4 protein-coding genes are annotated in these 13,693 nt (G+C 74.9%); all 4 read left to right on the plus strand.

Annotation, left to right across the window (positions count from 1 at the left end):
* Positions 1–92 precede the first annotated feature (92 nt).
* A complete protein-coding gene (locus tag ACFPP6_RS23625; RefSeq protein WP_382045737.1) occupies positions 93–1,466 on the plus strand; it encodes an MFS transporter in 1,374 nt (457 codons plus the stop codon).
* A complete protein-coding gene (locus tag ACFPP6_RS23630; RefSeq protein WP_382045739.1) occupies positions 1,463–4,831 on the plus strand; it encodes a type I polyketide synthase in 3,369 nt (1,122 codons plus the stop codon). Before ACFPP6_RS23625 ends, ACFPP6_RS23630 begins: the two co-directional genes overlap by 4 nt.
* A complete protein-coding gene (locus ACFPP6_RS23635; protein ID WP_382045742.1) occupies positions 4,828–12,846 on the plus strand; it encodes a MupA/Atu3671 family FMN-dependent luciferase-like monooxygenase in 8,019 nt (2,672 codons plus the stop codon). The genes ACFPP6_RS23630 and ACFPP6_RS23635 overlap by 4 nt, the downstream gene beginning before the upstream one ends.
* Positions 12,847–12,925: 79 nt before the next feature.
* Positions 12,926–13,690, plus strand: a complete 765-nt coding sequence (locus tag ACFPP6_RS23640) for an acyltransferase (RefSeq protein WP_382045745.1) — start codon at positions 12,926–12,928, stop codon at positions 13,688–13,690.
* Positions 13,691–13,693 lie beyond the last annotated feature (3 nt).

Raw genomic sequence — 13,693 nt, forward strand, 5'->3', positions numbered from 1 at the left:
CTCCAGCGCCGCTTCGAACAGGGCGAGTGTGAGAGCGTGCGCCGCCGACCGCGGCGTCGACGCAACCCGGAGCGAGCGGAGGGGGACCGCGCATGGGGCACTTCCGTCTGCTCGTCGTCGGAAACGGAATCTCGGCGTACGGCAGCTACTTGAACATGGTGGCGCTGAACGTCTTCATCTACCACGTCACCGGCAGCGCGCTCACCGCCGGCCTCTTCATGGCCGTCCGCCTGGTCACCAACGTGCTCTCGGGCTTCGTGGCCGGGCGTCTCGTCTCGACCTGCGACCGCAAGCGGCTCATGGTGGGCGCCGACCTCACCCAGGCCCTGGCCCTGATCGCCCTGCTGCTCGCGCCCGACGGGGCCCGGGTCGGGCTGCTCTTCGGCCTTGCGGTGATCACCGGGTTCTGCTCGACGCTCTCCCAGGTCGCCCTGCGCAGCAGCGTGCCGGAGATCGTCGGCGCCGAGCACCGGGCCCGCGCCAACGGCCTGCTCGTCACCGGCCGCTCGCTCGCCATGATCGCGGGCTTCGCGTCGTCCGGCCTGGTCGTGGCGCAGCTCGGCTACTCCGCGGCGTTCGCGCTGGACGCCGCGACCTTCGTGATCTCCGCGACCGTCCTGTTCCTGCTGCCCGTACGGACCCGGGCGGCCGCGGAGGACCCGGCGGCGCAGGCGGGCGCCGAACAGGAGCAGGGCGGCGCCGCGAGCGGCTTCGCCCGGATGCTGCTGCGCACGGCGCCCCTGCTCGCGGTGATGATTGCCGTCCGGGCCGTCGACGGGCTGGGTTCCTCGTCCCACAACGTGGCCCTGCCCATCTACTCGGACAGCCTCGACCCGGGCCACCCGGCGACGTTCATCAGCCAGTTCTGGGCCACCTGGGCCATCGGCAACATCGTCGCGCAGCAGCTGTTCGGCCGGGTCACGAAGAAGACCGGCCGCACCCCGGGGGAGCGGGCGTTCGCGCTCGGGGCGTGCGTGATGTCGGCGGCGTTCATCGTGGTCTTCGCCGGTCTGCCCACCGTTCCGGCCATCATCGCCGCGCTCGTGGCCGGCATGGCCGACGGGTTCACGGAGATCGTGTACATCTCCCGGCTCCAGGCCGCCCCCGACGCCCGGCGCGGCCGGCTCTTCGGGCTGTCCGCCTCGGCCGAGAACACCGGGTTCGGCCTCGGCATGATCGTCAGCGCGGCCCTGCTGGAGTCGTTCTCGCCGCTGCAGGTGGTGGCCGCCTTCCACGGCCTGGCCATCGCCCTGTGCGTCGCCCTGCTCGCTCTGCTCCTCAGGCGCGGCGGCAGGCTCACGCGGAGGGAGGACGGGCCGGCCGGTGATCAGGATGTACGGGATGTACGGGATGCGCGGGACGTATCGAAGGGTGCCACGACGGACGTATCAGCGGGCGCATCGGCTGACCACGCGACGGACGACGCATCGACGGACGTAAAGACGGCGGAAGGCCGCAGCTCATGACATCCACACACCACGAAGGCGCCGGTCAGGGCATCGCCGTCATCGGACTGGCCTTCCGGTTACCGGGAGCGGACACCCCCGAGGAGCTCTGGCGCGTCGTCCGCGAGGGGACGGACTGCATCACCCGCTTCACCGACGAGGAGCTCGCCGCGGCCGGGGTGCCCGCCGAGCACTACGAGGCCCCCGACTTCGTCGGCGCCTCCGGCATCCTGGACGACCTCACCGGCTTCGACGCCCAGCACTTCGGGATGAGCGCCCGCGAGGCGCGGCTCACCGACCCGCAGCAGCGCATGTTCCTGGAGTGCGCCCAGCACGCCCTGGAGAACGCGGGATACCCGGGAGAGCGCGACGGCACCAGGGTGGGCGTCTACGCCACCACGGGCTACCACCTCTACACGCTGGAGACCTACCTCCTCAACCACGTCCTGCCGAGCGTGCCCGCCGACAACTGGATGACGGGCATGCAGATCGTGACCGGCAACGCCCCGGACTTCACCGCGACCCGCGCCGCCTACCGGCTCGGCCTGACCGGGCCCGCCGTCAACGTCCAGACCGCCTGCTCCAGTTCGCTCGTGGCGGTGCAGACGGCCGCGCAGGCGCTGCTCGCGGAGGACTGCGACATCGCCCTCGCCGGCGCGGCGGCCGTCCACGTGCCGCAGGTGCTGGGCTACCGGTACGTCAAGGGCTCCATCCTCTCCAAGTCCGGCCGGCTGCGCGCCTTCGACGCGGGCGCGGACGGCACCGTCGGCGGCACCGGTGTCGCCGCCGTCGTCCTCAAGCGGCTCGACCGCGCCCTCGCCGACGGCGACACCGTCCACGGCGTCATCCGCGGCTGGGGCGTCACCAACGACGGTGCGGACAAGAAGGCGTACACCGCCCCCAGCGCCGGCGGCCAGTGCGCCGCCATCCGCCGGGCCCTGGAGCGGGCGGGCGTCGGCGCGGACACCATCGGCTACCTGGAGACCCACGGCACGGGCACCCTCAAGGGCGACCCGATCGAGTTCGACGGCGCCGCGGCCGCCTACCGCCAGGACACCGACCGGACCCACTACTGCGCCCTCGGCTCGACCAAGGCCAACATCGGCCACCTCGACGTGGCCTCCGGCCTGGCCGGCCTGATCAAGACGCTGCTCGTCCTGAAGCACGGCGTCGTCCCGCCGATGGCGAACTTCACCACGCCCAACCCGCTGCTCGCCCTGGAGGGCAGCCCGTTCTACATCCCCGGCACGGCCGTGCCCTGGCCGGAGGGGGACCACCCGCGCCGCGCGGGCCTGACCTCGCTCGGCATCGGCGGCACCAACGTCCACTTCGTCCTCGAACAGGCCCCCGAGCCCGAGCCCGCGCCCCGGCCGGCCGCCGCCGTAGCCCCGCCGGACGTCCTCCTGGTCTCCGGCAGCAGCGAGGAGGCGCTGGCCGCCAACGCCCGCGCCTTCCGCGACGCGCTGCGGCAGCGCCCCGGGACCCCGCAGGCCGACCTCGTCACCACCGCCGCGCTCGGCCGCACCCACCACCGTCACCGGCTCGCCGCCCGCGGTACCACCCCGGCCGCGCTCGCCGACGCCCTCGACGCCTGGCTCGCCGGCACGGGCACCGCGGCCGTGACGACCGGGACGGCGCCGCGCGAAGGCGCCGCCGGCGCCGCCTTCCTCTTCACCGGGCAGGCCAGCCCGTACCGGGGCATGGCCGCGGAGTTGTACGAGCGCTTCCCCGCCGTACGCGACGTCCTCGACGCCTGCGAGCGCCATTTCCGCGACCTCACCGGGGGCACCCTGCTCGACGGGCTGCTCGGCGGACCTGGCTCCACGGGAGACGGCTCCACGGGCGACGGCTCCCCCTGGCCCACCGACACCGCCCAGCCCGCCCTGTTCGCCCTGCAGTGCGCCCTGACGAGGCTGTGGCAGGACACCGGCGTCACCCCCGCGGCCGTCACCGGGCACAGTGTCGGCGAGTACGCGGCCCTGCACGCCGCCGGAGCGCTCTCGCTGGAGGACGGCCTGCGGCTGACCGCCGGGCGCGGCCGGCTGATGCAGCGGCTCTGCGCCCCCGGCGCGATGGCGGCCGTACCGCTCACCCGCGAAGAGGCCCTCGCCCTGGCGGCCGAAGTCCCCGGCGCCGAGCTGTCCGTGGCCAACGGCGAGCGTTCCCACGTGCTCGCCGGGCCCGCGGCCGCCGTGGACCGGGTGTGCGCGCTGCTGGAAGCGCGCGGCACGCCGGGCGAACGCCTGCCCGTCGACCGCGCCTTCCACACCGCCCTCATGGACCCGATGCTGGAGGACTTCCGGGCGGTGCTCGGCGCGGTCACGTTCCGGCCGACGGCGATCCCCTTCGTCAGCGGGCTCGACGGCACCGTCCGCCCGCCCGGCTGGACCCCGGACACCGCGTACTTCCTGCGGCACACCCGGGAGCCCGTCCGCTTCGACGAGGCGCTGCGCACGATCGGCGGGACGGCGCCCGCGGCACTGGTCGAGATCGGCCCGCACACCACCCTCAGCGGCCTGGCCCGCCGGGCCCTGCCCGGAGTGCCCGCGCTGCCCTCGCTCCGCCGCGGCACCGGCCTCGGCACGCTGTGGGGCACGGCGGCGGGCCTGCACTGCGCGGGCGCGGACCTGGACTGGCGGCCGCTGCTCACCGGCTGCGGCGGCCGCAGGATCCCGCTGCCGGGATACCGATTCCAGCACAAGGACTACTGGACAGGGCCGGAGTTGACGGCCGTACGTACCGGAACACCAGCGACATATGGAGCCACAGTGGTAGAGCACGAGGCAGCGGTCGAGCGGGTCGTCCGAAGCATCATCGAGTCCACCGCCCGGCATCTCGGCCACGACCCGGAGGCCATCACCGGGGACACCTCCTTCTTCGACCTCGGCGCCGACTCGCTGCAGATGATCAGCGTGCTGCGCGAGCTGGAGCAGGAGCACCAGGTCAAGGTCTCGATGCGGGAGCTGTTCGAGGAGACCGGGACGCCGCTGCGGCTCGCGGAGCTCATCGCCGGCCGGATGCCGGGGCAGGCCCCCGGGGCGGCCGCGCCCGCTGCGGCGCAGGCCGCGCCACCTGTGGCGCCTGTGGCGCCGGTTCCGCCCGTACAGCCCGTACAGCCCGTGGCGCCTGTGGTGGAGCAGCCGGTCGCGCCGCAGCCTGCCGCCGCGCAGTGGCCCGCCGCGCCCGCACCTGCCGTTCCCGCGGCCCCCGCCGCCCCTGCGGCCCCCGCATCCGAGTACGCCACGCGCCGGGAGCTGGAGGACCTCGCCCACAAGCTGCAGCAGATATCGCAGATACAGCTGCAGATGATGTCCCAGCTCTCCCAGTTGCTGTCCCTGCAGACCGCCGCCGCGACGGTCCGCCTCAACGGCAAGGTGGCCCAGTGACCGGCCTGGACGCCGCCTCCGCGGCGCTCGAACAGGACCTCGCCGCCATGACCGAGCTCTCGCGGCGCATCGCCGAGCAGATCGGCGGCGGACCGGCGGGGAGTCCTCCGGACGGGAGGGTGCCGGGCACGGAGAAACCGGCGGGCACGGACAGGCCGCCGGTCGGGGCAGCGCCGGCAGGCGTGGAGCATCCGGCGGTGTCGGGCCAGGCGCCCGCCACGGGAACGCCGGCGATCACCGCAGACCCGGTGGCCCCGGGCAAGCCGCCCGTCGCGGAGGCACCGGCGACCGCGGGCGGGACGGCGGCCACGGGTGAGGCGGCGGCCGCGGAGCAGGCCGCCGCGCCGCGCCGCGTCCACGGCCCCTGGGTGACCGTCTCGCGCGCCTCCGGCATGGTCCAGGGCGGTGCCCCGCGCTCCCAGCAGGACCACCTCGACGACCTCGTGCGCCGCTACACCGCCAAGACGCCCACCTCCAAGCAGATCGCCCAGCGCTACCGCCGGGTCCTCGCCGACAGCCGCGCCGTCGTGGGCTTCCGCAGCGGCACGAAGGAGATGCTCTACCCCATCGCGGGCCGCCGGGCGAGCGGCGCCCGCCTGCAGGACGTCGACGGCAACGAGTACGTCGACATCACCATGGGCTTCGGCGTGCTCCTCTTCGGGCACGAGCCGGCCTTCGTCAGCGAGGCGGTGCGCGAGCACCTCGGCCGCGGCATCCAGCTCGGCCCCCGCAACGCGGAGACCGGCGAAGCCGCCGAGCTGCTGGCCGGCATGACGGGCATGGAGCGCGTGGCGTTCGCCAACTCCGGCACGGAGGCGAACTCCGCGGCGATCCGCCTCGCCCGCTCCGCCACCGGCCGCAACAAGATCGTCACCTTCCTCGGCGCGTACCACGGCCACGCCGACACCGTCCTCGGCCGCTCCTCGGGCGGCCCAGGGGCCCGGGTCACCGTGCCCGTCTCCCGCGGCATCCCGGACAGCGCCGTCTCGGACCTGATCGTCCTGGAGTACGGCGGCGACGCCTCCCTGGAGGCCATCGCGCAGCAGGCCGGCGACATCGCCGCGGTCATCATCGAGCCCGTGCAGAGCCGGCACCCCGAGCTGCAGCCCGTCGAGTTCGTACGGAAGCTGCGCGAGCTGACCGCCCGCCTCGGCATCATCCTCATGTTCGACGAGATGCTGACCGGCTTCCGCCCCGCGCTCCGCGGCGCCCAGGAGCTGTACGGCGTCACGCCCGACCTCGCCACCTACGGCAAGCTGCTCGGCGGCGGCTTCCCCATCGGGGCCATCGCCGGCCGCGCCGACATCATGGACGGCGTCGACGGCGGCTACTGGTCGTACGGCGACAACAGCTACCCGCCCGCGGACACCACGTTCTTCGGCGGCACGTACATCCAGCACCCGGTGTCGATGGTCGCCGCGCGCGCCGTCCTCACACACCTCAAGGAGCACAGCCCGCTGCTGCAGGAGCGGCTCAACGCCCGCACCGGCGAGCTGGCCGCGGGGCTCAACGCCTTCTTCGAGGCGGAGGAGTTCCCGCTGCGGATGAGTCACTTCGGCTCGCAGTTCCGCTTCGACCACCGTGCGGACATGGAGCTCCTGTACCACCACCTGATGCTGCGCGGTGTGCACGTGTGGGAGTGGCGGAACTTCTTCCTCTCCACCGCGCACTCGGACGGCGACCTCGAGTTCATCGCGGACGCGGTGAAGGGTTCCCTGCGGGAGCTTCGGGGTGCGGGGTTCTTTCCGGGCGCCCACCGCGCGGCGCCTGCGGCGGGTGGGGCGTCCTTGGCGGACCTGGTCACCGTAGCCGCGAAGGCCCCGGAGCCGGCCGCACCGCCCCGGGGCTCCGCCCCGGACCCCGGTCCTCAATCTCCCCCAGCTACCGCTGGGGGTGCCCCCAACGGGCATGAAAAGGAAGGGGATTCCGGTCCGCTGGAGCCGAGCGTCCCCGGCGAGGGGAAGGTTTCCGTCCTGCAGGCGGCGGGAGAGCCCGGCCGGGAGCGGGTTTCCGGCCCGCAGGAGACGGGCCGGCCCGCCACGGGGCAGGTCCCCGGCCTTGAGGGGCTGGGCGGGCCCGGCCAGGAGCGGGCCTCAAGCCCGCACGAGGCGGGCGGGCCCGGCCCGCAGGCGGACTCCGCCGGCGACGGGCCCCGCGGGCCCGGGCGGCGCGTCGCCGCCATGGCCTGGAACACGGCCGCGGCCGTCGCCCCGGCCGCGCCGCAGGGAACCTCCGCCCCGGCCGCGCCGCAGGCAACCTCCGCCCCGGCCGCGCCGCAGGCAACCCCCGCACCGGCCGCACCGCAGGCAGCCCCCCGTACGCCCGACTTCAGCGTCTACTTCTTCGGCGACTACCCGCAGGACGCCGGCGCCGGCGCCGCACCCCGCGTGGGCAAGTACGAGCTGCTCCTGGAGACCGCGCGGTTCGCGGACCGGAACGGGTTCCACGCGCTGTGGATGCCCGAGCGGCACTTCCACTCCTTCGGCGGGCTCTTTCCCAACCCCGCCGTGCTCGCCGCCGCCCTGTCCCGGGAGACCTCGCGCATCCGGCTCAACGCCGGGTCCGTCGTCCTGCCGATCCACGACCCGATCCGGGTCGCGGAGGAGTGGTCGATGGTGGACAACCTCTCCGGGGGCCGCGTCGGCATCGGCATCGCCAGCGGCTGGCACGCCAACGACTTCGTCTTCTTCCCCGAGCGCTTCGGCCGGCACAAGGAGGCGATGTACGAGCAGCTGGAGCAGGTGCGGCGGTTCTGGCGGGGCGAGGCGCTGCGCCGGACCACCGGTGACGGCGAGGCCGACGTGCGGCTCTTCCCGCGGCCCGTCCAGGACGCCCCGCCCATGTACACCGCCGTGGTCGGCAACCCGGCCTCGTTCGAGCTGGCGGCCCGCCACGACCTCGGCGTCGTCACCAACCTGATGACGCAGAGCGTCGAACAGCTCGCGGAGAACGTCGCGCTGTACCGCCGCACCCGCGAGCAGCACGGCCTGGACCCGGCCGCCGGGCGCGTGGCCGTCCTGATGCACACCTACCTCGCCGGCCGTCACGACGTCGCGCGGGCCGAGGCGTACGAACCCCTGTCGCGCTACATGCGGGCGTCCCTGTCGCTGTTCGGCGGTGTCACCAACAGCCTCGGGCACAACGTGGACCTCTCCTCGCTCAGCGAGGACGACCTCGACGTGGTGTTCCGCCGCGCGTACGACCGCTACTGCGACCAGCGGGCGCTGATCGGCACGGTCGACAGCGTCTCGTCCGTGGTGCACACGGTGACCGCGGCCGGCGCCGACGAGATCGTCTCGCTCGTGGACTTCGGCGTCGCGCCGGACGAACTGCGGGCGAGCCTCACCCACATCGACGCGCTGCGCCGCCGCCACCGCCAGGTCCCGGCCGGTACCGGGGCCGGGACGGAGGGCGGGGCCCAGGCGCCGGCCCCGGCGCTCGTGCCCGCCGCACTCCTCACCCCCGCGCCCGTCCCCGCTCCCGCGGACGCCCCCGCGGACGCCCCGCTCTCGCCGGGCCAGCAGCGGATCTGGTTCCTGGAGCGCATGCTGCCGGGCCGCACCGCCTACAACGAGACCAAGGCGATCCGGCTCGACGGCCCCCTCGACGTGGCGGCCCTGCGCGCGGCGCTGCGCGGCCTGGTGGCGCGCCACGAAGGCCTGCGCACCGTCTTCCGGGAGACCGGCAACGAGCCGCGCCAGGTCGTACGGGCCCCCGCCGAGCCCGACTTCGCCGTCGTGGACGGCACGGGGCGGGGCGAGGCGGCGGTGCAGGAGGTCCTGGCGGCCGAGAGCGCCCGCCGCTTCGACCTCGCGGAAGGGCCCCTGTTCGTCACGCGGCTGGTGAAGCTGGCCGACGACGCGCACGTCCTCGTGCTGTCCCTCCACCACATCGTGGTCGACGCGGCCTCCGCGACCGTCCTGACCCGGGACCTGTCCGCCCTCTACCGTGCCTGGCGCGACGGCACCGAGCTCGGCCTGCCCGAGCTGACATGGAGCTACGCCGAGCACGCCCGCGAGCAGGCCGCCGCCCTGGAGGGGCCGGAGGCCGCAGCGGACCTGGCCTACTGGCGCGAGACGCTCGGCGGCGGCCTGCCCGCCCTGAACCTGCCCACCGACCGGCCGCGCCCGGCGGTGATGACGTCCAACGGCCGGGCCGTCTTCCGCACCCTGGACCCGGAGCTCTCCACGCGGCTGCGGGAGCTGAGCCGGGCCCGCCGCGGCACGCTGTTCATGACCCTGCTCGCCGGCTACGTGGCCATGCTGCACCGGGTCACCGGGCAGGACGACATCGTCATCGGCACCCCGATCTCGGACCGGCCGCAGCACGCCGAGGACCTGCTCGGGTTCTTCGTCAACACCCTGGCCCTGCGCTTCGACCTCTCCGGCGACCCGTCCTTCGCGGCGCTCCTGGACCGGGTGCGCGGCCGCGCCCTCGACGCGTACGACCACGCGGGCGTGCCCTTCGAGGCAGTGGTGCGCGAGCTCGCGCCGCCGCGCGTCCTGGACCGCACCCCCGTCTTCCAGGTCCTCGCCGAGTTCCAGAGCAGCGAGCCGTTCCGCTTCGAGCTGCCCGGGGTGCGGGCCACGCCGCTGGACGCGGGCCCGGACAAGGCCCTGACGGACTTCACCGTCTACTTCACGGACCAGCCGCAGGGCATCCGCTGCCACCTGGAGTACAACACCGACCTGTTCGACCCGGAGACGGCCGAGCGGTTCTTCGGCACCTTCCGGGACCTGCTCGCGGCCGCCGTCGAGGCGCCGGAGGCCCCGCTGTCCCGGCTCGCCGCGACGGCCGCCCCCGGCGACCCCGTACCGGCCGCATGGCAGAACGGACCGGTGCGGCCGGTGGCGACCGGCACCGTCCACGAACTGGTCGCCCGGCAGGCCGCGGCGGCGCCCGACGCCACCGCCGTGATCGACGGCGCCACCGTCCTGACCTACCGCGGGCTGGAGGAGCGGGCCGAGCGGCTGGCCGCCGTGCTGCGGGAGCGGGGCGGCGACGGCGCCCCCGTCGCCCTGTGGCTGCCGCGCTCCGCCGACCTCGTCGTCGCCATGCTCGCGGCGCTCAAGACCGGCCGCGCGTACGTGCCCCTGGACCCCGCACTGGGCCGCTACCGCGCCGAGACGGTGCTCGCCGAGTCCGGCGCCCGCACCCTGGTGTCCACGCACGACCGGGCTGCGGACCTCCGCCTTCCGGCCGGCGTCACCGTCGTCACCCCCGACGACGTCCCGGCCGGCACCGCGGACGGCACGGCACCTGTGGCGCCCGCCGTGGACGGCGAGTCCCTCTGCTACGTCATCTACACGTCGGGCAGCACCGGTACGCCCAAGGGCGTCGCCGTGCCGCACGGCGCCGTCACCGACCTGTGCGCGTGGCAGCACCGCCGCTTCGGCTTCACCGCCGCCGACCGCAGCGCCGTCGTCTGCAGCCAGAGCTTCGACGCCTCCGTCATGGAGATCTGGCCGGCGCTGACCGCGGGGGCCTCGGTCGCCGTCGCCGGCGACGCCGTCCGCAAGGACCCGCTCGCGCTCGCCCGCTGGTACGCCGCTCAGGGCGTCACCTTCACCATCCTGCCGACGGCCCTCGGCGAGACCGTGCTGCAGCTCGCGCCGGACGACCAGCCGCCGCTGCGCCACCTGCTCCTGGGCGGTGACGTGATGCGCACCCGGCCGCGCCCCGGCACGCCGTACGAGGTCGTCAACGTCTACGGGCCCACCGAGGTCACCGTGCTGTGCACCGTCGGGACGGTCGACCCCGGCCCGCAGGCCGGCGGCGAGGAGATCGCGATCGGCCGCCCCGTCGACAACGTGCGCCTGCGCGTCCTGGACGAGTCCGGCGCGCCGGTCCCGGTCGGCGGGGCGGGGGAGCTGTACGTCGGCGGACCGGGCGTGGCCCGCGGCTACCTGAACCGGCCCGAGGCCTCCGCAGGACGCTTCCTGCCCGACCCCGACGGCGGCCCGGACGCCCGGCTCTACCGCACGGGCGACCTCGTGCGCTGGACCGCCGACGGCAGGCTGCAGTTCCGCGGCCGCACCGACGACCAGGTGAAGATCCGCGGCTACCGCGTCGAGCCGGAGGAGGTCTCCCGCGCGCTCAACGCCCTGGACGGGGTGCGCGAGGCCGTCGTCCTGGCGCGCCGCAACGGCCGGGGCGAGGCGTACCTCGCCGCCTTCGCCGTCCCCGCCGACCCGGTGGGGGACGGGGCCGACGACCGGCAGGCGTTCGCCGACCTCATGGCCGACGCCCTGGCCGAGCGCCTGCCCGAGTACCTCGTGCCGCGCGCCTGGACGGTCCTGGCCGCGCTGCCGGTGACGGCGGCGGGCAAGCTGGACCGCGCGGGCCTGCCGGCTCCGGACCTCGTCACCGCAGCACCGGCCGCATCCGCTGCCGCGACCCCTGCCGCTCCGGCCGTGCCCTCTGCATCCGCAGCGCCCGCGCCCCGGAACGACGTCGAGCGGCGGCTGCGCGCCCTGTGGGCCGCGGAGTTCGGCACCGACGCCGGCGCCATCGCCCCCGACGCCTCGTTCTTCGACCTCGGCGGCCACTCCATCACCGCGATCCGGCTGGTCAACCGGGCCCGCGAGGAGTTCGGCACCGAGTACCCGATGGTGCGCTTCTACGAGGAGCCGACCCTGCGGGCCATGGCGGCCTTCCTGTCCGGATCACCCTCGTCGCAGGAGGACGCGGACGCGGGAGTGGTCTTCGGTGACGCCGTGGAGCACCGGGCCCCCGCCACCGAGCAGCAGATCCGCTTCGCCACGGGCCAGCTCGGCCACCCCCTCCCGCAGGTGTTCAACGTCGCCATGCGCCTGACCCTCACCGGCGACCTGGACGTGGCGGCGCTGCGCACCGCCCTGACCGGGCTCGTCGCGCGGCACGAGGGCCTGCGCACCCGCATCGTCCCGGCGGGCGACGACGACTGGCAGCAGGAGATGCTGCCCGCCGGGCCCGTCGACCTGCCCGTCGAGGACCTGAGCGGGCTGCCCGCGGGGGAGCGCGAGGCGGGTCTGGAGCGGATCGCCGCCGAGGCCGCCGAGGCGCCGTTCGACCTCGCCGCCGGAGCGGGGCCGAGGCTGCGTCTGCTGCGGGCCGGTGAGCGCACCTGGGTGCTGCTGTTCGTCCTGCACCACGCGGTGTGCGACGGGTGGGCCGTCAGCCTGGTGCTGAAGGAGCTGGCCGCGCTCTACGGCGCCGCCGCGAAGGGCCTGCCCGACGGGCTGGCACCCGAGCCGCTGCAGCCGGGCGCGTACGCGCGCTGGCAGCGCGAGCACGCCGACCCGGCCGCCGACGAGCGCAAACTGGAGTTCTGGCGGCGGGAGCTGGACGGCGTGCCGTTCGGCATCGACCTCCCGCTGGACCGGCCGCGACCGGAGAAGGCGAGCGGGCGGGGCGGCGCCGTGATGTTCACGGTGCCCGCCGACGTGCGCGCGGACGTGGAGCGCCTGGCGCGCAGCAGGGGCACGACGCCCTACGTGGTCACCGTGGCGGCGCTGGGCCGGCTGATGGCCCGGAAGTCCGGCCAGTCCGACGTCGTGTTCAGCATCTCCTACGCCAACCGGGAGCGGCGCGAGTTCGAGTCGCTCGTGGCCTGCACGACCTCCGGGTTCGCGCTGCGGGTGCGCGACGGCGAGGCGGCGTCCTTCGCCGCGCTGACGGACCGGGTCGCCCGTACGTCCGTGGAGTGCATCGACGAGCTCCTGCCGCCGCGGCGCCTCGCCCCCCTCATGCAGCGGGAGGGGGTGGACATGCCGGACCGGCTCGCGGTGGGCTTCGCGTACCAGAGCTCGCTGGACACCGACATCGAGATGCCGGGGCTGACCGTGGCCGTCGAGGACCTCGCGCCCGCGGCCTCCCGGGCGGAGCTCACCTTCGGGCTCGTCCCGGCGGGCGACGTGCTAGCGGGGATGGCCGAGTACTCGTCCGACCTGTGGGACCGGGAGACCGTCGAGGGCTGGACGCGCGACTACGTCGAGCTGCTGCGCGACGAGGTCCGGGCGGCCCTCGGAGGGTGATCGGTCCGGCCGGCCGGTGGGGTGAAGATCACAGGTCACCCCGGCGGCCGGCCGGCACCCGGCCGATTACCGTGTCCGGGTGCCGAAGAACCGGAACACGTTCTCTTCCGACGCCTCCGCCGCCCTGCGGGCGTGGGGGCGTCGTGCCGCGTCCCGCGCGGTCCACCGCGGCTGGCGGTGGGTCCAGGAGGCGGGTGCGGTGACCGCCGAGCGGCCGGGCCCGTACCGCTTCCGCCGGATCGGTCCGGCGACCAGGCTGGCCTTCCCGCTCGGCACGGTCTTCGGCGAGCGCTGGATCGAGCTGGGCGACCACTGCATCATCGGCGAGCAGGTCACCCTCACCGCCGGGATGATGCCCGGCCTCGACCTCGGGCCCGACCCCGTGCTCCGGCTGGGCAACGGCGTCGTCCTCGGCCGGGGCAGCCACGTCGTGGCCTCGCAGCCGGTGACCTTCGGCGACGACGTCTTCTGCGGCCCGTACGTCTACGTCACCAGCGACAACCACTCCTACGACGACCCGCACCAGCCCATCGGCAGGCAGTGGCCGCGCAGCGCGCCCGTCTCCATAGGCTCCGGCAGCTGGCTGGGCACCGGCGCGGTGATACTGCCCGGCGCCCGCCTCGGCCGGAACGTGGTGGTCGCCGCGGGCTCCGTCGTCCGCGGGGAGGTCCCCGACCACGCGGTGGTCGCGGGCGCCCCGGCGAAGGTCGTACGCCGCTGGGAGGCGGCGACCGGCTGGATCCCGCCACTGCGGACGGCGCCTCCGGTGCCGATCCCGGCGGAGATGACAGCGGAGCAGCTCAAGGCGCTCGCCGAACTGCCGCCACCGGTGGACGGGGCCTAGCCG

It is taken from the genome of Streptomyces aureoversilis (assembly GCF_042657885.1).
Classification (GTDB): domain Bacteria; phylum Actinomycetota; class Actinomycetes; order Streptomycetales; family Streptomycetaceae; genus Streptomyces; species Streptomyces aureoversilis.